Genomic DNA, 20,570 nt, shown 5'->3' with positions numbered 1-20,570 from the left:
GGGGAATTACTTTCATGAGGAGTGCGACATGACATCGACACCTTTAGCTGCACCCGACACATCGGCCACCGAAGAATTTCGCGCCAGACAAGCGCTGGGACTTGATGACGGCCCTGATATCGAATCTTTTATTACCCAACCCACCGCTCAGGATCGACAACGGTTCAAGGCTTTGCAACGCGCGACACCCACCCTCGCGCAATCCCTGACCATCAACATGTACAAGGCAAAACTCATCAATGTTCAAATCGTCGACACCGTAAAAAGCTTCATGACCGGCAAGTCCTCGTTGATCCGTCATCTGGGCGGCGATGTACTGCGTCTCGCGTCCGAAGAGGAATTGCGTGCGACGCCCTCGGTATTTCTCCAGCGGATATTGAACGCGACCCAAGCACAGGATCTGGCAGACCGGCTGCTCAAGAAACTCAAGTGGTATGGCGCACACCCCGGCGAACAGACGCCGACATCCGTACGCAATCAACTGATTTGCAAAGCCATATGCCTCTACTTTCATGAGTCGTCGGCTGACGATTCGCAAGAACTCGCCGGATTCCGCTGGCAAGACCCGGCTCACTGGGGCAAAAGCTACCAGACCCTGCGCAGCGATTTTGAACAGCACTTGCTGCGCACCAAACGGGTCGCTGATGCAAAAGAAGCGACCTTTCTCGCTCGGGTGTTCGAGACCCGCCTCTCAAAGGACTTCGCTGTGCGCGATATCCCGCCCGACCTTCCTTACAAAAGCTCGGTGGTGTGGGTGAACTTCGTACACGGCGTGCTGCTGGCAGATGAACTCGGCCTTGATCGATTGCAAGCGCTGTCCTTTCAACAACTCGTCGACTTACCCCTGGCTCGGAGCGCCGACGCCTCGTCCGAACAACTTGAGCAGATTACTCGACTGAGGATGGGTCCAGCACTGGAATGGGCGGTCTGCTGCGGCATCGTTCAATCGCGAACAAAATCCGATTACGACGAGGACGATATAAAACGGGCGATGACGGCTCTGGAAAGCCACAGCGAGAGCCTGAACAACGCCGTCTTGACACTCGATTTGCCGCCCCCTGAAAGACTGAAGATGGCCAAGCAGGTAAAGGATGATCTGTTTGGCGATGCAATGTTCGAATCGGACGGGCGCAAGTTGCTGCGTGATGAGCCACCGAGCAGCTTGGGGTTCAGAGATATGCCCTCATTGAAGCTGCCAGGCAATGCATTCCTCGATGTCTATGCCGACGGCCAATTCGATGACGGAAGCAAATGGTTTGTAACCCCATCCGATGGAAAAACACGAACCAGTCACTGGATCAAGATCGATGACAAGCGAACCCTGCATCATGAGGAATTTCTCAAGGATCATCGGGGGATCGAAAGGCGTGTGTTTACCAGATATGAGGGCAAGACGCTGCCTGATATCAACGCGCAGTTTGAAACAGACTTCACAAACTACCTCTCGAAAATCAGGACGGCCTACCAGACCCTGATCGCCAGTCTACTGACCTCACTGCCACTGGCCGACCGCCATGCCCTAGAACGCGGTGACGTCCGCTTGCTGAGCCTGCACCTGGAACAAACACACATCCAATTAATGGGGGACATCCGGCCAAGAAAAGGTTTCGTTCTACAGGTGACCCACAATCATGAAATCACCTATTACGAACTGATCCCAAGTGCTGGCGTCATTCGTTGCCGACCCCACTTGAGAGTTTCAACAGTCAACGGGGTTCGCACCACGTTTGCGTTGCACGCCTCGATCCCCGGACAAACATATTCTGCTGAAATCAGCACTACGCTGCTTCTTGATTGGGCAGCTCACTTAAATGGCACGCGCCCTGCTGACAAGGCGTACTGCATAGCGATCCTCGGCGTGGTCGGTGACGTGCCCGCGGCTGTATTGCCAAACGCAGCCGTTAGCCATAGCGAAGGAACGGCGCGGGTATTCCCCCGTTTGAATGCAGTGGCCCACTACATTGCAACGAATTTTCTGTTCGTAGATGAACCGCAGTTGCATACCCAAGCCCGCGGCATGACGGCATTCGACACCATCAGGGCTAGAAACGAACAACGGCGGAATACGTTCGTAGAGTTGGCCAAAGAGTTTGTGCCCTTCTGGGGCAGTATTGAGGACCTTTTGTCGGGCAAAAATGACCGGATACTCACAGGCGTGATCGGACTCGTATTGGACCTGGCTTCATTCATCTGTCCTGTCGGGAAATTCATGTCGGGTTCGGTGCGTTTGATCAGGGCCGGGGCCACGGCCTCACGCATGACCGTCAAAGCAAGTCTGCCCTCCTTTTCAACGTTGACCCGAAAACTACTGACCGCTTCGCTGAGAAACCTGAACCCGCTGGACGGGGTTCCGACACTGATCAAGACAATGGGAAGCGGTGCGTGGAAAGGACTGTACACGGTGGGCCGCATGGGTGTTAGCGGGTTCAAAAAACTGGCAAGACACGTCGACAACTACCGACTGGTCCACAACCTGCCCCAGACAACCGATCCGGGGCGCTGGAAACCGCTGACAAACAACGATCGACTGGCAACGGTCAACGGTGTCGATGATGTACTTGTGCGCAATACCAGCCCGTCGGACCTGACCCGATTCCACCCCATCGACCCGGTGACGTCCTTGCCCTATGGCCCGCGCCTGCCCAATCACAGCGAAAACCTCATACAGGGCCGGTCAACCTTCAAAACGTTACCTCCGGCCGAATCCCACGCCCTGGTAGAACTCCCGGAACACGCCCATATCCGTGAAGTACTTGAGGTCGATGGTCGAACCACACTGTTCGTTGATGACATTCCCTATCGTCTGGACGGCAACCAATTGCGCCGTGCCGACTTGATTGATGATCAGGCGATGTTCAAATCCTTGCCTTGCCGCGTCCGACGTAGCCCGGGTGCCGATGTATGCACGACCACACTCGTCACCCGTGATCCGGCACCGACGCCAGCCATTGGCAGTTTCGACGAAAACAAAGGCTGGGCGCCGTGGTTCGGAGACAGTCTCTATACGCCGGCCACTGCGGATCGGGCGATGTTGCTTAAAACCCTGAAGAAAAAAAGCCGGTTCCCGGCTACGTTGGAGTTCAAAAAAGGGATTTATGGGAGGATCAAGGTGAGTATTCCCTACGGGACCCAAAATCAATTTGATACCTTCGAGGCCGGTGCCACCATCATCCCGGCGATAGACAATTCGAAGCACTATGTGTTCACCCGGCTGGATGGTGGAGCTTTTTACGTCGCCGAACTGGCACAAGGTCAAAGCCTAAGAGACACGCTGAATTTCAAGAAAGCTTCCACATTGCCGGAAGATCTCAAAGCAGAATTGCTGACTGTCTACACCGGATCGTTGAATGCCAACAATATGGCAAGGATTCACGGTACGGAAGCGGTGGAACGTGCATTGAAAACCATGGAAGAAATTGCCATTCCGATTGGCGGCCACGTGAACCCGCCCGATACGCTCAAGCTGCTCAAGGTCGATACCAGTCCAGGCGAAGCGGTGCTGTTCGATCACTCGACGCGAATGATTGTCGCTGAGCTGCCGAAAGGTGCGACAAGCTGGTCGCGCAGCAAGGTCGCATCAGAAGCCTTCCGTCAAAGAACAGTGGAGGTTTTCGATACATTGTTCCTTGAACCGAGCATCGTGCTGAAGAATACCGACAGCGCATTGAGGATCGATAGCACGATGAAAAAGCTTCACAACCTTATCCCTCGTCACCAGCGCCCGTTCAATCCTAGAAACATCGCCTATGCCGAAGTAGTCACCGCCACCGGGAAGCGGGAGGTTTATGTAAGCGTTTCGGGAGCGCAGGGGGCGACCGGACATCTGCCTTTGTTCAAACAAAATCTTGGCGCAGATCAGGTCAAGATAGGTGAAACGACCTACTTCAATGTTGATGTGAACGAAGTTTTTCCCAGCACATCACTCCTTGTGTCTGATAAAGGCAAATTACTCGCTGTGCCGGCGACAATAAAAGATATTGAAAACTATAGTCCGACACTGACTCGCAAGCCCACGTCACTGGACAGCGAAAGCAAGTTGATCCGCGTAATTCGCGAAAAATACCCCGATCCCAGATCGATCGAAACGGTTAACGTCGCCACCACCATGCCACCCTGCGAATCCTGTTCGGTTGTTATCAAGGAATTCGGTTTCGACGGCGGGAAAAATGCGCTGAACGTCCTGTGGCACTGATCTAATGTTGCTGCAAATGCCCATACAGCTTGGCGTACAACCCACCATCAGCAATCAACTGTTGATGGTCGCCATCCTCGGCAATCTTCCCGCCATCAAACACCAGCACCCGGTCGGCCTGTTTCACTGCCGATAACCGGTGCGCAATGATCAGCGTGGTGCGGTTGCTCAAGAACCGCGCCAACGCCTGGTGCAGGTTGTACTCGGTGGCGGCATCCAGTGCCGAGGTGGCCTCGTCGAGGATCACCACCTTGGGCTCGGCCAACACCATCCGCGCAATCGCCAGGCGTTGGCGCTGGCCGCCAGACAAGCGCACGCCGGAACGTCCGACGATGCTGTCCAGGCCGTTGGGCAACCCCCTGACCGTGTTGTGCAATTGTGCAATTTCCAGCGCCTGCCAGCAGGCCTCGTCACTGCGTTCACGGCCCATCGTCAGGTTGGCGCGGACGGTATCGTTGAACAGCGCCGGATGTTGCAGGACCACGGCGACGTTCTCCCGCACGGTTTCCAGGCCGATCTCTTGCTGGGTCGAGCCGCCGAAACGGATGGTCCCGGCGAGCGGCGTGTACAAGCCCAGCAGCAATTGCACCAGGGTACTTTTGCCGCCACCGCTGGCGCCGACAATCGCGACCTTTTCGCCGGGGGCGATCGACAGGTTCATCTGGTTCAACACCAGCTCGTCGCCGTAACCGAAACTCAATCCCTGGACTTCGATGCCCACGGTTTCGCGACCGTTGAACGGGTCGACACCGCCCGGGTATTCAGGCTCATCGGCCCGGGCCAGCAACTCGTTGATCCGCGACAGCGCGCCGCCGGCCGCGTAATAGGCGTACTGCAGATTCAGCAGCTGTTCCACCGGACCGATCATGAACCACAGGTAGCTGAACACCGCGAGCATCTGGCCGATGGACAGGTCGGAAAACAGCACGGTGAGCATCGCCGCCGCACGGAAAATATCGATGCCGAACTGGAACAGCAAGCCGCTGGCACGGTTCGAGGCATCGGTTTTCCACTGCGAGTTCACCGCGTAATCGCGCACTTCCCGGGCTCGCTGTCCCAAGCGACCGAGGAAAAAGCCCTGACGGTTGCCGGCACGTACTTCCTGGATCGAGTCGAGGGTTTCGGTCAGCGCCTGGGTGAAGCGCGAGGTGCTGTCGTTCTCGAGTTTCTTCAGATGCTTGACCCGCTTGCCCAGCAGTACCGTGGCGTAGATCACCAGCGGGTTGAACAGCATGATCAGCAGCGCCAGCTTCCAGTGCATCCAGATCAGAATGCTCGCGGTGCCGACCAGGGTCAGCATGGCGACGAGGAAGCGGCTGAGGGTTTCGCCGACGAATTTGTCCACAGTGTCCAGGTCGGTGACCAGGTGCGTGGTCACCGTGCCGCTGCCCAGGCTTTCGTATTCGCCCAGGGAAATGCGCTTCAGCCGTTCGATCAGCCGCGTGCGAATGCGATACACGATGTCCTTGGCCAGTGCCGCAAACAACTTTGCCTGAACCACGTTGAAGAACAAGGCGCCACAGCGTAGCAACAAGGTCACCAGCAGCATCAGGCCGATGTAGCCCGCCGCTTTCTGCCAGTCGTCGGGCAGCGCGTGGTTCATGACTTTCAGTGCGGCGTCACCGTGGCCCAGCAGCACTTCGTCGACCAGCAACGGGAGGAGCAAGGGAATTGGCACGCTACACAGGGTTGCCAGCACAGCCACGCCGTTGGCGATCCACAGGGATTTTTTGTGATGCAGCGCCAGGCGACGGATTTCCGCCCAGCTCAGACGGTCGACACGTGAAGCAGCTGGCGCGTCGTCGGGCAGATCATGCACAGGCAGCGCGCTCCAGCCAGCGGCCGAGCAACGGAGACAATACGCTGAGCGGCTGATAGCCATTGGTCAACAGCGCCAATTGACCATTACGCTCAGCCAGTAAGGTAGGGAAACCGGCAATACCCAGGTCCTGGACCCAGGTGAAATCGGCCGCCGTCGCGGCGTGCTGATCGGCACGGTCGAACGCGGCGGCGAACTCGATGCGCGGCAGACCGGCCTGCTCCGCCAGCTCCACCAGAACACTGGCATGAGTGACATCGCGACCTTCGGCGTAAAACGCGTGCTGAATCAGCCCCAGCAGTTTCCACGCGCAATCCGGCGCCAGGCTGCGCGCGGTCACCAGCGCCCGACAGGCAGGTTCGGTGTCGTAGACAAACCCGTCGGGCAACGCGCCTTCCAGCTTGAACGGTTGACCCGTGGCCTCGGTAACCGCCTGCCAATGCTCAAGGATGTAGCGCCGGGTGGTCGGCTCCAGCGCGGAACCGCTGCCGGTACGCAAACCGCCCACCACCAGGTGCACGTCCACCCCCGCTGCTTGCGCCTGCTCGACCAGCGCGTTGGCCACCGGCGCAAAGCCCCAGCACCAGGAACACATCGGGTCCATCACATAGAGCAGGCGTTGCGCAGACATGGTTCAAGCCTCGGAAGGAGTTTGCTTGTAGTTGTAGCCGATCGGGTGAGGCAGGTTGCGAGCCTTGGCCAGTTCGATCTGCTTTTGCCGGTCGATGGCACTGCGACGGGTCTTCTCGCTCAGCTTATCCCAGCAATGCGGGCAACTGATGCCGGCCACGTAGTGCTCGGATGTGCGGTCTTCGATGCTGACCGGTGTACGACAGGCATGACATTGATCGTAGTCGCCTTCGCTGAGGTCGTGGCGCACGGTCACGCGGTTGTCGAACACGAAGCAGTCGCCCTGCCATTTGGTTTCTTCCAGCGGCACCTCTTCGAGGTACTTCAGAATGCCGCCCTTGAGGTGATAAACCTCGTCGAAGCCCTGGCTGAGCATATAGCTCGAAGCCTTTTCACAACGAATGCCGCCGGTGCAGAACATCGCGACTTTCTTGTGCACGGCCGGGTCGAAATTGGCTTTGATGTAGTCGGGGAATTCGCGAAAACTGGTGGTCTTCGGGTCAATGGCGCCTTCGAAGGTGCCGATCGAGACTTCGTAGTCGTTGCGGGTGTCGATCAACAGTACTTCCGGATCGCTGATCAACGCGTTCCAGTTCTCTGGATCGACGTAGGTGCCGACCTTCTTGTTCGGGTCCACGCCTTCGACGCCGAGGGTAACGATTTCTTTCTTGAGTTTGACTTTGGTGCGATAGAACGGCTGGTCGTCGCAGTACGACTCTTTGTGGTCGATGTCGTCCATGCGCGGATCGTTCTTGAGCCAGGCCATCAGCCCGTCAATGCCTTCGCGGCTGCCGGACACGGTGCCGTTGATGCCTTCGTCGGCGATCAGCAGCGTGCCTTTGATGCCGTTTTCGACCATCGCTTGCAGCAGTGGCTCGCGCAGGGCGACGTAATCTTCCAGGGTGACGAACTTATACAGTGCCGCCACGACAATCTGTTGTGTCATGGGTGATTCTCCAGGTGGCTACCCTCGTAAGGGGTGAACCGGATGCGAAAAAAAACGCGCCGGGTGAGCGGCGCGTTGCGGATTCTAGCAAAAAACCGATGCTTAATGCTTGCTGCCGCCAGCACAGGTCGGCGAGGCCGGAGCCGCGTCGATCTGTGCCCATTCCTCTGGTGTGTAGGTATGCAGCGCCAACGCATGGAACTCGCCCATCAGCTCGCCGAGCGTGCCGTAGACTTTCTGGTGACGCTTGACGCGGTTGAGCCCTTCGAACTGCTGGCTGACCACCACGGCCTTGAAGTGGGTCTGCAACCCACGGCTGTGCATGTGGCTTTCATCCAGCACTTGCAGATGCTGCGGCTGCAACAGGCCCAGCGTCGATTCGATGCGTTGTTGCATGGTCATACCGAACTCCGCTTAAGGCTTTTTCTTGGCTGGAGCGGCGGCGCCTTTAGGCTCCAGCTCGGCTGTCATGTCAGCCAACAGTTTGTTGACCACAGGCACGGCGCTTTCCAGCTTGGCTTGAGTCATCTGGGCCGATTGCTGAGTCAGCTGCGGCATTTTTTCCAGGACTTTCTTGCCCAGTGGCGACTGGTAGAACGCGACCAGGTCTTTCAGCTCGGATTCGCTGAAGTTGGTGGTGTAGAGCTTGACCATGTCCGGCTTCAGCTTGTTCCAGCCAATGGCTTGGTCCAGCGCGGCGTTGGCCTTGGCCTGGTAGGTTTCCAGCAAGGCTTTTTTCGACGCAGGGGCTTTGGTTTGTTCAAAGCGCTGAGCGAACATTTGCTGCACTTGCATGTACACCGGAGTGCCCAATTTGTCAGCGTGCGCCAGGGTCAGGAAAGCTTCGGCACTGGCGTTGTGGCTGGCGGTATCGGCAAAAACAGGGCCGCTGGCGCAAACCAGTGCAACCGCGGTACAGATGGCACGAAGACGAGTCATCGAGTTTCCTTTTCTAGCAGGCGAGGTAAAACCCCAAGGGCGTCCATTCTGCGCCTAAAAAACTGTGTGGCTCAACCCCAAGCCTTGTCGGGCCTGATTTAGAGGGGTTGAACGGTCAAAAACCAGACTGATGGAACCACGGCCGGCGATCACGGCCTAAACTGCGCTATCAGACCTACAGGAGTGTGCATGATGAGCCGTATCGAAACCGACAGCCTTGGCCAGGTTGAAGTCCCGGATGAAGCCTACTGGGGCGCTCAGACGCAACGCTCGCTGATTAACTTCGCGATCGGCAACGAACGCATGCCGCTGGCGGTGCTGCATGCCCTGGCGCTGATCAAGAAAGCCGCGGCGCGGGTCAATGACCGCAACGGTGACCTGCCCGCCGACATCGCCCGGCTGATCGAACAGGCTGCCGACGAAGTACTCGACGGCAGCCATGACGACCAGTTCCCGCTGGTGGTCTGGCAGACCGGCAGCGGCACCCAGAGCAACATGAACGTCAACGAAGTGATCGCCGGACGCGCCAACGAACTGGCCGGTAATGCTCGCGGCGGCAAGTCGCCGGTTCACCCCAACGATCACGTCAATCGCTCCCAAAGCTCCAACGACTGTTTCCCGACCGCCATGCACATCGCGGCAGCCCAGGCAGTGCAACAGCAATTGCTGCCGGCGATCAGCGAACTGTCAGGCGGATTGGCCGAGCTGTCCGCGCGGCATATGAAACTGGTCAAGACCGGCCGCACCCACATGATGGACGCGACGCCGATCACCTTCGGTCAGGAACTGTCGGCGTTCATCGCGCAACTGGATTACGCCGAGCGGGCGATCCGCAGCGCGCTGCCGGCCGTCTGTGAACTGGCCCAGGGCGGCACCGCGGTCGGCACAGGGCTGAATTCACCCCACGGTTTTGGCGAAGCGATCGCTGCCGAGCTGGCCGCCCTCTCCGGCCTGCCGTTCGTCACCGCACCCAACAAATTCGCCGCCCTGGCTGGCCATGAGCCGCTGACCACGCTGTCCGGCGCGCTGAAAACCCTCGCCGTGACCCTGATGAAAATCGCCAACGACCTGCGCCTGCTGGGCTCCGGGCCGCGAGCAGGTTTCGCCGAAGTGAAACTGCCGGCCAACGAACCAGGCAGCTCGATCATGCCGGGCAAGGTCAATCCGACTCAGTGCGAAGCGCTATCGATGCTTGCTTGTCAGGTATTGGGTAACGACGTCGCCATTGGGTTTGCCGCGAGTCAGGGGCACCTGCAACTGAACGTGTTCAAACCGGTGATCATCCACAACCTGCTGCAATCGATCCGCCTGCTCGGCGATGGCTGCAGCAACTTCCAGCAGCATTGCATCGCCGGTCTGGAACCGGATGCAGAGAAAATGGCTGAGCATCTGGAGCGTGGGTTGATGTTGGTGACAGCGCTGAATCCGCACATTGGTTACGACAAATCGGCGGAAATCGCCAAAAAGGCTTACGCCGAAGGGCTGACCTTGCGTGAGGCGGCGTTGCAACTTGGGTATCTGACGGATGAAGAGTTTGATGCGTGGGTAAGGCCGGAGAATATGCTTGAGGCTGGCGCCAAGGGGTGAGATCTGCGTTGACAGTAAGTCCGCCATCGTCGGATCGCCGCCCGGAGCAAGCTCGCTCCCACAGTTGACCGCATTCTTCTGAAAGAACCCGGTTAATGTGGGAGCGAGCTCGCTCGCGATTGGCAGCGCTGAAGATCCTCAGCCGACCGCTACTCGGGCCTTTCGAGCCCTGAGCCCCGCAATCAACGACGGCCCCAACGCCACCAGCGCCGACCCCAGCACCACCAGCACTGCCCCGCCATAACCCAGACCATTGATCGTCTCGGCATGCACATAGTCCGGCCACATCCACGCGGCCACAGCCACCGCGGCGAACGTCACCAACGGCGTAATCGCCAGCGTCGCACTGACCCGCGACGCCTCCCAATGGGCCAGAGCCTCGGCAAACGCGCCATAAGCAATCAGGGTGTTCATGCAGCACGCCAGCAGTAGCCAGCCTTGCAGCGGACTCAGTTGCAGCGCTTCCAGCGGATGCACCCACGGCGTCAGCAACATCGCGCAGAACAGGTAGATCACCATCATCACCTGCAGCGAATTCCACACCGTGAGCAATTGCTTCTGGCCCAAGGCGTAGAACGTCCAGACCGTGGACGCCAACAGCACCAACAGCACGCCGGCGGTGTAATCGGTCAGCGAGGTCAGTAACTCGGCCAGCCGCTGATTGAAAAACAGGGCAAAGCCGATCAACAGCACCAGCAGGCCAATCCCCTGCCCCACGCTGAACCGTTCCTTGAATACAAACAGACTGGCGATCAGCAACATGATCGGGCCCATCTGCACCACCAGTTGCGCGGTGCCTGGGCTAAGCAGGTTCAGACCCATCAGGTACAGCACGTAGTTGCCCACCAGGCCGAGCACCGCCATCAACACCAACCATCCACCCCGCGGGCCGAGCACCTTGCGGCTCGGCAGGCGTTTGGTCGCCGCCAGATAAATGAACAGGCACCCGCCGGATACGATCAGGCGAAACCAGGTCACCGTCACCGGGTCCATCACCAGGAGCACTTGCTTGAGTTTGATCGGCAGGATTCCCCACAGCAGCGCGGTCACCAAGGCCAGGAACAGACCGTAAACCCAGCGACCCGATGAAATGTGCATTGCGAACCCCGAAGCCAAGTGGCGAGAACGGTCATTCTAGGCTTAGACCTGTTCGGCACACAGGGACAGTTGGGTGTTGGCCGCGAATGAAACTGTGCAGGTCGCACCATTAAATTGGCGATATGCCGTCGATCGGCTGGCCAGGCGTTGCAAGTGGTTCATGCATAAGCTCATGGGATTCGCCAACAGGAACATTCCTCAGGAGATCGCCATGTACGGCAAACGCGCCCAGGACAATGCCCCCGCCACTCACTTTCGCTGCGACCGAGTGTGTCGCGTGAATGGGGATTTGTATTTCAGCACCCGGGAAAACACCCTGGAGGGGCCGTTTGAAAACCCGGAGAAGTTGGCGCGGGAGGTACAGGCTTACATTGAGCGGATGCTGCTTTTGCGTATGAGCTTATAGACCGCGGCGCCTGCATCGCGAGCAAGCTCGCTCCCACAGGGATCTATGTCGCACATCAGATCACTGTGGGAGCGAGCTTGCTCGCGATAGCGGTTAACCAGGCAAAACAAGTCTTCCGGACTTAACGCACTGCTTCAAACAACCCGGTCGCACCCATCCCGCCACCCACACACATGGTGACGATGCCGTAACGCACGTTGCGGCGCTGCAATTCACGCACGAGATGCCCGACCTGACGCGAGCCGGTCATGCCGAACGGATGGCCGATGGAAATCGAACCGCCATTGACGTTGTACTTGTCGTTATCGATCTCCAGCCGAATGCGGCTGTACAGGCATTGGGAGGCGAACGCTTCGTTGAGTTCCCACAGATCAATGTCGGCAACCTGCAAACCCTTGGCTTTGAGCAACTTCGGCACCGAGAACACCGGGCCGATACCCATTTCATCCGGCTCGCAACCGGCCACGGTGAAACCACGGAAGAACGCCTTGGGCTTCAACCCCAGTTGCAGTGCTTTTTCCAGGCTCATCACCAGCGTCATCGACGCGCCATCGGACAGCTGCGAAGAATTGCCCGCCGTCACCGAACCGTCTTCGGCAAACACCGGTTTCAATCCCGCCAGGCTTTCCAGAGTGGTGCCCGGGCGATTGCAGTCATCGTGATCGACAATGCCGTCAAGGATCTGCACCTGACCGGTGGCCTTGTCTTCAACCCGATACTTCACCGCCATCGGCACGATTTCATCGTCAAACAATCCAGCAGCCTGAGCCTGAGCGGTACGTTGCTGACTTTGCAGCGCGTACAGATCCTGTTCTTCGCGGCTGACGCTGTAACGACGAGCGACGATTTCGGCCGTCTGGCCCATCGGGAAATAGATGCCGGGCACCTGCTCTTTTAACAGCGGATTGATCAGGTTGTCGGTGTTGATGCTTTTCATGGTCAGGCTGATGGACTCGACGCCACCGGCGACGATGATGTCGCTGCAACCCGAAGCAATCTGGTTGGCGGCGATGGCGATCGCCTGCAGGCCCGACGAGCAAAACCGGTTGAGGGTCATGCCGGCAGTGCCGGTGCCCAGGCGCGACAGCACCGCGATGTTGCGACCGATGTTGAAGCCCTGGCCACCTTCGTTGGAACCGGCACCGACGATGCAGTCCTCGACGCTGGCCGGATCGATACCCGAGCGCGCCAGCAGTGCATTGACGCAGTGAGCCGCCATGTCGTCCGGGCGGGTCTGGTTGAACTTGCCGCGAAAGGATTTGGCCAGGCCGGTCCGCACGCTGTCGACGATCACCACTTCACGCATGGCATACCTCATTGTTGTTGTCGGTTGGGAGTGGACCGAGCATAAGTCCACTGCATTACCGACCGCGACAATCATTCACCCCGCGTATGCGCAACCATCGCTCACTTCTTGTGCTGTTTCACTTTCCTGTTGTGCTTGTCGGACTTTTCGAAAGCCTCTTCCAGCGCCAGATTGATGGTGCGCAGGACTTTGACCCGCGCCCAGCGCTTGTCATTGGCTTCCACCAGCGTCCAGGGCGATATCTCGGTGCTGGTGCGATCAACCATGTCTCCGACCGCCGCGCGGTAGGCGTCCCATTTATCACGATTGCGCCAGTCATCTTCGGTGATCTTGAAACGCTTGAAGGGAATCTCTTCCCGCGCCTGGAAACGCTCCAGTTGCGTCTGCTTGTCGATGGCCAGCCAGAACTTGACCACAATCACCCCAGCCTCGGCGATCAGCTCTTCAAAATCATTGATTTCACTGTAGGCCCGCAACCAGTCCGCCGGCGGGCAGAAGCCTTCGACGCGCTCCACCAGCACCCGCCCGTACCACGAACGATCGAACACCGTGAACATGCCCTTGGCCGGGATGTGTCGCCAGAACCGCCACAGATAAGGCTGTGCCCGTTCCTCGTCGGTGGGCGCGGCAATCGGCACGATGCTGTACTGGCGTGGATCGAGGGCCGCCGCGACCCGGCGGATCGCCCCGCCCTTGCCTGCCGCATCATTGCCCTCGAACACCGCCACCAAGGCGTGCCGACGCATGCGTTTGTCGCGCATCAGGCCGGAGAATCGTGCCTGTTCGGTAATCAATTGTTCTTCGTAATCGTCCTTGTCCAGGCGCTGGGTCAAATCCAGGCTGTCGAGCAGGTTCAACTGATCGACATGAATGGGCAACGGCGCGGCATTGACTTTGGAAGGATGGACCTTGTGTCGCTTCAGGGCACTTTGCAGGCCTTCGAGCAGGATCTTGCCCACCGCCAGGCTGCGGTAATGAGGGTCCACCCCTTCGATCACATGCCAAGGCGCGTAGTCACGGCTGGTGCGGCGCAACACGTGTTCGCCGTACTTCACGAATTTGTCGTAGGTTTGCGATTGTTGCCAATCCAGTGGACTGATGCGCCAGCTGTGCAGCGGGTCATCCGCCAGGGCCTTGAGCCGCGCCTTCATTTGCTTCTTGGAGAGATGGAACCAGAACTTGAAGATCAGCGCGCCTTCGTCGCAGAGCATTTTTTCAAAGCGCTCGGACTGGTTGATTGACTGATCCAGCACCGGGTCCTTGAACAAGCCATGAACCCGGCCTTGCAGCATCTGGCTGTACCAGTTGCCGAAGAAAATCCCCATGCGGCCCTTGGCCGGAAGCATCCGCCAGTAGCGCCAGGCCGGTGGCCGCGCCAGCTCTTCGTCGGTCTGCTGATCGAACGTGCGGACCTCGATCAAGCGTGGGTCCATCCATTCGTTAAGCAACTTGACCGTCTCGCCCTTGCCGGCGCCTTCGATGCCATTGATCAGAATGATCACCGGAAAGCGGCGCTGCTGGTGCAGTTCGAACTGCGCTTCGAGCAAGGCTTCACGCAGGGCAGGTTCTTCGGCGTCGTAGGTTTCTTTGTCGATGGCGTGACCGATTTCGGCAGATTCGAACATGGGACGGCTCCTTCCAGGATTGAGCAAGACTAGCGGATTGGGCCGATAGTCAGCAGAGAAAATTCCCTGTGGTTTGGGCTTTTGTGGCGAGGGGGCTCGTCGGAACGCCGCACCGCCCCGTTCGGCTGCGCAGCAGTCGTGAAATCAGCAAACGCGGTTTACCAGACAGACTGAGTCGCCTGGCTTCAGGGCCGCTTCGCGCCCCAACGGGGCGGTGCGGCGTTCCGACAAGCCCCCTCGCCACAGAAAGCGCTCTCTCTTCACAAAAGTGACGATTGTCCCTGACGCCCCCAACCTGACACTTGCCATGGATCAAGCACCGCTCCGGCGATCGGCTAGAATGGCCGCCTTGCCGTTGCCGAGCCTGCCATGAAACCTGTATTGCCCCACGCCCAGCTCGACTGGGACGACCAAGGGCTCCCGCGCTCGCGGGTGTTCGATGATGTGTATTTTTCCGATCTGTCAGGGTTGGACGAAACCCGCTACGTATTCCTCGAACAGAACGCGTTGCGTGAACGCTTCGCTGCGTTGCCAGCCGGCGGTCGACTGGTGATTGGCGAAACCGGTTTCGGCACCGGGCTGAATTTCCTTTGCGCCTGGCAGTTGTTCGAGCAGCACGCGGTGGCCGGGGCGCGGCTGCATTTTGTCAGTGTCGAAAAGTACCCGCTGAGCCTGCCCGATCTGCAGCGTGCCTTGGCCCTGTGGCCGGAGCTCAAACCGTTTGCCGATCAATTGCTGGCGCAATACGTCGCAATCCACCAAGGCTTCCAGCGTCTGGTGCTGGACAACGGCCGCGTGACCCTGACCCTGCTGATCGGCGATGCGCTGGAGCAATTGCCGCAACTGGACGCGCAGATCGATGCCTGGTTTCTCGACGGTTTCGCCCCGGCGAAAAACCCTGACATGTGGACCGCCGAACTGTTCGCCGAACTGGCGCGTCTGGCAGCCCCCGGCTCGACCATCAGCACCTTCACCAGCACCGGTTGGGTGCGTCGCCTGCTGAATGCGGCGGGTTTCAAGATGAAGCGCACGCCAGGCATCGGCCACAAATGGGAAATCCTGCGGGGCGTGTTTCTCGGCTGGCCTGAAGAAGTCCCGGCGCCCGCCGCGGCCAAACCATGGTTTGCGCGTCCGACGCCACTGAACGGCGAGCGTCGTGCCTTGGTGATCGGCGCCGGACTGGCCGGTTGCGCCAGCGCCGCCAGCCTGGCGGCGCGGGGTTGGCAAGTGAGTCTGCTGGAGCGTCACAACGCATTGGCGCAGGAAGCCTCGGGCAATCCTCAGGGCGTGCTGTACCTCAAGCTGTCGGCCCATGGCACCGCGTTGTCGCAGTTGATCGTCAGTGGTTTCGGTCACACCCGGCGCTTGCTCGAACATCTGCAACGGGGCGTCGACTGGGACGATTGCGGGGTCTTGCAACTGGCCTTCAACGCCAAGGAAGCCGAGCGTCAGGCGCAATTGGCCGCCGCCTTTTCGCCAGACCTGGTGCACTTGCTCGATCAACCGCAAGCCCAGACTCAGGCCGGCATCGCCCTGGAGCACGGCGGATTATTCTTCCCGGAGGGCGGCTGGGTTCATCCGCCAGCGTTGTGCCATTGGCAGGCGTCTTCGACGAACATTCAGTGGATGCCCCATCGCGACGTACTGGAACTGCGCAAGGTTGATGATCAGTGGCAGGCCTGGGACGGTGATGATTTGCTGGCCAGTGCCCCCGTGGTGATCCTGGCCGGCGCGGCCGAGATCAAGCGTTTCCCGCACAGCGCCGAGCTGCCCCTCAAACGCATTCGTGGCCAGATCACCCGACTGGCGCAAACACCTGAAAGCCAGAGCCTGGCCACCGTCGTCTGCGCCGAAGGCTATGTGGCGCCGGCTCGACTGGGCGAACACACACTCGGTGCCAGCTTCGACTTCAAGAGCGATGACCTGACCCCGACCCTCGCCGAACACCTCGGCAACCTGGCCTTGCTCGAGGAAATCTCCCCCGACCTGGCCACTCGACTGCATGCTCAGGCACTGGACCCGCAACAGCTTGAAGGACGCGCCGCGTTCCGCTGCACCAGTCCGGACTACCTGCCGATCGTTGGCCCGTTGGCCGAGCAAGTGGCCTTCGCCGATGCCTACGCGGTACTGAGCAAGGACGCCCGGCAAGTACCGGACATTCCCTGCCCCTGGCTTGAGGGTTTTTACGTCAACAGCGGGCACGGCTCTCGCGGTCTGATCACCGCGCCACTGTCGGGTGAATTGCTCGCGGCATGGATCGAAAACGAACCGCTGCCCCTGCCCAGAACGGTCGCCGAGGCTTGCCATCCCAACCGTTTCGCCGTGCGCCAGTTGATCCGCGGAAAAGTCTGACGGCACGCCTTATAACTTATCGGTCTAAAACTCCAGGGATTCAGCCGGGTCAGTTTCTGAGTACCCGCCGTTTTTGGCGCGGTATCGATTGACCCTCCCCAACGGAAAAACCGGTAAGGAATTTATGTGCGGATTAGCTGGCGAGTTACGTTTTGATCATCAACCTGCAGACCTTGCAGCCATTGAGCGAATCACCCATCACCTGGCCCCTCGCGGCCCTGACGCATGGGGTTTTCACAGCCAGGGGCCGATTGCCCTGGGCCATCGTCGCCTGAAAATCATGGACCTGTCGGACGGCTCGGCGCAGCCGATGGTCGACAACCAATTGGGCTTGTCCCTGGCCTTCAACGGCGCGATCTACAACTTCCCGGAACTGCGCACCGAGCTTGAAAGCCTTGGTTACGCCTTCTATTCCGGTGGTGACACCGAAGTGCTGCTCAAGGGTTATCACGCCTGGGGCGAAGCACTGCTGCCCAAGCTCAACGGCATGTTCGCGTTTGCCATTTGGGAGCGCGACGCCAAACGCCTGTTTATCGCCCGCGACCGTCTCGGCGTGAAGCCGCTGTACCTGTCGCGCACCGGTCAGCGCCTGCGCTTTGCCTCGACGCTGCCGGCGTTGCTCAAGGGCGGCGACATCAACCCGATCCTCGATCCGGTGGCACTCAATCATTATCTGAATTTCCACGCGGTGGTCCCAGCGCCGCGCACCTTGCTGGCCGGCATTGAAAAACTGCCACCGGCGACCTGGATGCGCGTCGAAGCAGACGGCACCACCGAACATAAAACCTGGTGGACTCTGCCCTACGGCCCACACGCCGATGAGATGAATCTGACACTCGAAGACTGGCGTGACCGTGTACTCGACAGCACCCGTGACGCGGTGGCGATCCGTCAACGTGCGGCGGTCGACGTCGGTGTTCTGCTGTCGGGCGGTGTCGATTCGAGCATGCTGGTCGGCCTGTTGCGTGAAGTCGGTGTTGAAAACCTGTCGACCTTCTCCATCGGTTTCCAGGATGCTGGCGGCGAGCGCGGTGACGAGTTCCAGTATTCGGACCTGATCGCCAAGCACTACAACACCCAGCATCACCAATTGCGCATCGACGAAAAAGAAATCATCGAGCAACTGCCCGCAGCGTTCCGCGCCATGAGCGAACCGATGGTCAGTCATGACTGTATCGCCTTCTATTTGCTGTCCCGCGAAGTGGCCAAGCATTGCAAAGTGGTGCAAAGCGGCCAGGGTGCCGACGAGCTGTTTGCGGGTTATCACTGGTACCCACAAGTCGACGGTGCCGCCGATCCCTACGCCGCCTATCGCGATGCGTTTTTCGACCGCAGTTACGACGACTACGCCGCCACCGTGCAGCCGAAATGGCTGACAGCGAATGACGCCGCTGGTGACTTCGTCAAAGAACATTTCGCACAGCCCGGCGCCGATGCCGCGGTGGACAAAGCCCTGCGTCTGGACAGCACGATCATGTTGGTGGACGACCCGGTCAAACGCGTCGACAACATGACCATGGCCTGGGGCCTTGAAGCGCGCACACCGTTTCTCGACTACCGCCTGGTGGAGTTGTCGGCGCGCGTGCCGGGCAAATTCAAACTGCCGGATGGCGGCAAGCAAGTCTTGAAAGAAGCTGCGCGACTGGTCATTCCGAGTGAAGTGATCGATCGCAAGAAAGGTTATTTCCCGGTCCCCGGCCTGAAGCATTTGCAGGGCGACACGCTGAACTGGGTGCGTGAACTGCTGCTCGATCCGAGCCAGGATCGCGGACTGTTCAAGCCAGAGATGCTCGATCGCCTGCTGACCGATCCACAAGGCCAGTTGACCCCGTTGCGCGGCTCCAAGCTGTGGCAATTGGCGGCCCTGAACCTGTGGCTCAGTGAACAAGGAATCTGATCGATGAAACCCCACGCCACGGCCTACAACCAACGCTTGTTGCGCGGTCAGGCGCCCTCGTACGAACGCTTGCAGGCACGCCTGGCCGAAGACGGCAGTGAATTGGGCGCCGCACCGATCGCCGTGCATTGCGGTTGGGGCCGGTTGCTGATCGGCCACACCTTTCCGGATGCGGCGAGCCTGGCCCAAGAGCTGCTCAACGAGCACACCGGTGAACGCGACATCGCCCTGTACGTGGCTGCACCTCAGCAAGTGCTGGGGCTGGAGCCGGCCCAGTTGTTTCTCGACCCGTCCGACACCTTGCGCCTGTGGTTCAGCGACTACCGTCAATCCACCCGGGTGTTTCGCGGCTTTCGCATCCGCCGGGCCCAGAGCGATGCGGACTGGCAGGCGATCAATCAGCTGTACCATTTGCGCGGCATGTTGCCGATCGACGCCAACTTGCTGACCCCGCGCCATCAGGGTGGTCCGGTGTATTGGCTGGCCGAAGATGAGGACAGCGGCGCGATCATCGGCAGCGTCATGGGCCTCAATCACCACAAGGCGTTCAACGATCCAGAGAACGGCAGCAGCCTGTGGTGCCTGGCGGTCGATCCGCAATGTTCGCGTCCGGGTGTCGGTGAAGTGCTGGTGCGGCATTTGATCGAGCACTTCATGAGCCGTGGGCTGAGTTACCTGGACCTGTCGGTGCTGCACGATAACCGGCAGGCGAAAAGTCTTTACGCCAAGCTCGGGTTTCGCAACCTGTCGACCTTCGCGATCAAGCGCAAGAACTGCATCAATCAGCCGTTGTTTCTTGGCCCGGGTCCCGAAGCCGAATTCAATCCTTATGCACGGATCATCGTCGAGGAAGCGCACCGTCGCGGCATCGAAGTACAAGTCGATGACGCCGATGCCGGCCTGTTCACCTTGGTCCATGGCGGTCGCCGCGTACGTTGCCGTGAATCCCTCAGCGATCTGACAAGCGCCATCAGCATGACGTTGTGCCAGGACAAAAGCCTGACACACAAAGTGCTCAAGGCCGCCGGTTTGAACCTGCCGTCGCAGCAACTGGCCGGCAACGCCGATGACAACCTGGCGTTTCTCGACGAGCACGAACGGGTGGTGGTCAAACCGCTGGATGGCGAACAGGGCCAAGGCGTCGCGGTGGATCTGCGGACTATCGAAGAGGTCCAGCAAGCCATCGAATCCGCCCGCCAGTTCGACAGCCGCGTGCTGCTGGAGAGTTTCCACGAAGGCCTCGATTTGCGAATTGTGGTGATCGGTTTTGAGGTGGTTGCCGCGGCGATTCGTCGTCCGGCAGAAGTGGTCGGTGATGGACAGCATTCCATTGGTGCGCTGATTGAAGCCCAGAGCCGGCGTCGTCAGGCGGCGACCAGCGGTGAAAGCAAAATCCCTCTGGATCATGAGACCGAGCGCACCTTGCACGCAGCGGGTTATGACTACAGCAGCATTCTGCCGGCCGGTGAGCATCTGTTCGTACGGCGTACGGCGAATCTTCATACCGGCGGAATTCTTGAGGATGTCACGGCGATCCTGCATCCGACCCTGGTGGACGCAGCAGTGCGGGCGGCGCGGGCGCTGGACATTCCAATGGTCGGGCTCGACCTGATGGTGCCCGCTGCCGATCAACCGGACTATGTGTTTATCGAAGCCAATGAACGCGCCGGCCTGGCCAACCATGAACCGCAACCGACGGCCGAGCGGTTTGTGGACTTGTTGTTTCCGCATAGTCAGCCGGCGGCCTGACATTGATGTGTTGCCTGTTCCATC

At 59.4% G+C, this 20,570-nt stretch carries 14 protein-coding genes; 6 read left to right on the top strand and 8 right to left on the bottom strand.

The window, feature by feature from the left end:
* Positions 1-28: 28 nt before the first annotated feature.
* A complete protein-coding gene (locus ACA056_RS07710) occupies positions 29-4,192 on the top strand; it encodes a hypothetical protein (protein ID WP_497271652.1) in 4,164 nt (1,387 codons plus the stop codon).
* A gap of 1 nt (position 4,193) precedes the next feature.
* On the opposite strand, the gene ACA056_RS07705 is transcribed toward ACA056_RS07710, so the two are convergent.
* The 5 genes from ACA056_RS07705 to ACA056_RS07685 all read right to left on the bottom strand — a co-directional run bounded on the left by ACA056_RS07705 (position 4,194) and on the right by ACA056_RS07685 (position 8,526).
* Positions 4,194-6,011 (bottom strand): ABC transporter ATP-binding protein, encoded by a 1,818-nt coding sequence (locus tag ACA056_RS07705; RefSeq protein WP_497271650.1) that lies wholly within the window; start codon positions 6,009-6,011, stop codon positions 4,194-4,196.
* Positions 6,004-6,606, bottom strand: coding sequence for a DsbA family protein (locus ACA056_RS07700; protein ID WP_177327861.1), 603 nt, complete (start codon positions 6,604-6,606; stop codon positions 6,004-6,006). Before ACA056_RS07700 ends, ACA056_RS07705 begins: the two co-directional genes overlap by 8 nt.
* Before the next feature lie 39 nt (positions 6,607-6,645).
* Positions 6,646-7,587: an oxygen-dependent tRNA uridine(34) hydroxylase TrhO gene (gene trhO, locus ACA056_RS07695; protein WP_497271648.1), complete on the bottom strand. Its 942-nt coding sequence runs from the start codon at positions 7,585-7,587 to the stop codon at positions 6,646-6,648.
* A gap of 102 nt (positions 7,588-7,689) precedes the next feature.
* The gene (locus ACA056_RS07690; RefSeq protein WP_008151216.1) at positions 7,690-7,989 is read right to left on the bottom strand and encodes a BolA family protein; all 300 of its coding nucleotides are present in this window, start codon (positions 7,987-7,989) and stop codon (positions 7,690-7,692) included.
* A gap of 12 nt (positions 7,990-8,001) precedes the next feature.
* On the bottom strand, positions 8,002-8,526 hold the full coding sequence (locus tag ACA056_RS07685) for a DUF2059 domain-containing protein (protein WP_149629281.1): 525 nt from the start codon (positions 8,524-8,526) through the stop codon (positions 8,002-8,004).
* Positions 8,527-8,718: 192 nt separating this feature from the next.
* On the opposite strand from ACA056_RS07685, the gene ACA056_RS07680 reads away from it, so the two are divergent.
* Positions 8,719-10,113, top strand: a complete 1,395-nt coding sequence (locus ACA056_RS07680) for a class II fumarate hydratase (protein WP_403141894.1) — start codon at positions 8,719-8,721, stop codon at positions 10,111-10,113.
* A gap of 138 nt (positions 10,114-10,251) precedes the next feature.
* Here ACA056_RS07680 and ACA056_RS07675 read toward each other — a convergent pair whose 3' ends face one another.
* Positions 10,252-11,211 (bottom strand): DMT family transporter, encoded by a 960-nt coding sequence (locus ACA056_RS07675; protein ID WP_497271645.1) that lies wholly within the window; start codon positions 11,209-11,211, stop codon positions 10,252-10,254.
* Positions 11,212-11,422: 211 nt separating this feature from the next.
* Between ACA056_RS07675 and ACA056_RS07670 the strand changes: the two genes are divergently transcribed.
* Complete coding sequence (locus ACA056_RS07670) at positions 11,423-11,617, top strand: DUF6316 family protein (RefSeq protein ID WP_033055288.1); 195 nt, start codon at positions 11,423-11,425, stop codon at positions 11,615-11,617.
* Between the two features lie 121 nt (positions 11,618-11,738).
* Here ACA056_RS07670 and ACA056_RS07665 read toward each other — a convergent pair whose 3' ends face one another.
* Together ACA056_RS07665 and pap are read right to left on the bottom strand one after the other, a co-directional pair.
* On the bottom strand, positions 11,739-12,923 hold the full coding sequence (locus ACA056_RS07665) for a thiolase family protein (RefSeq protein WP_497271643.1): 1,185 nt from the start codon (positions 12,921-12,923) through the stop codon (positions 11,739-11,741).
* A gap of 101 nt (positions 12,924-13,024) precedes the next feature.
* A complete protein-coding gene (pap, locus tag ACA056_RS07660; protein ID WP_497271641.1) occupies positions 13,025-14,548 on the bottom strand; it encodes a polyphosphate:AMP phosphotransferase in 1,524 nt (507 codons plus the stop codon).
* A gap of 369 nt (positions 14,549-14,917) precedes the next feature.
* Between pap and mnmC the strand changes: the two genes are divergently transcribed.
* From mnmC to ngg, 3 genes are all read left to right on the top strand, one after another.
* Positions 14,918-16,900, top strand: a complete 1,983-nt coding sequence (mnmC, locus tag ACA056_RS07655; RefSeq protein WP_497271639.1) for a bifunctional tRNA (5-methylaminomethyl-2-thiouridine)(34)-methyltransferase MnmC2/FAD-dependent 5-carboxymethylaminomethyl-2-thiouridine(34) oxidoreductase MnmC1 — start codon at positions 14,918-14,920, stop codon at positions 16,898-16,900.
* A gap of 124 nt (positions 16,901-17,024) precedes the next feature.
* Positions 17,025-18,797, top strand: coding sequence for an N-acetylglutaminylglutamine amidotransferase (locus tag ACA056_RS07650; RefSeq protein WP_497271637.1), 1,773 nt, complete (start codon positions 17,025-17,027; stop codon positions 18,795-18,797).
* Between the two features lie 3 nt (positions 18,798-18,800).
* Positions 18,801-20,546 carry an N-acetylglutaminylglutamine synthetase gene (ngg, locus tag ACA056_RS07645; RefSeq protein ID WP_497271635.1) on the top strand — a complete coding sequence of 582 codons (1,746 nt, stop codon included), beginning with the start codon at positions 18,801-18,803 and terminating at the stop codon, positions 20,544-20,546.
* The last annotated feature ends 24 nt before the right edge of the window (positions 20,547-20,570 follow it).

The organism is Pseudomonas sp. LBUM1666, from assembly GCF_059695775.1.
Note: the sequence above shows the minus strand (reverse complement) of the source record. Positions and strands in the feature narration are given on the sequence as shown.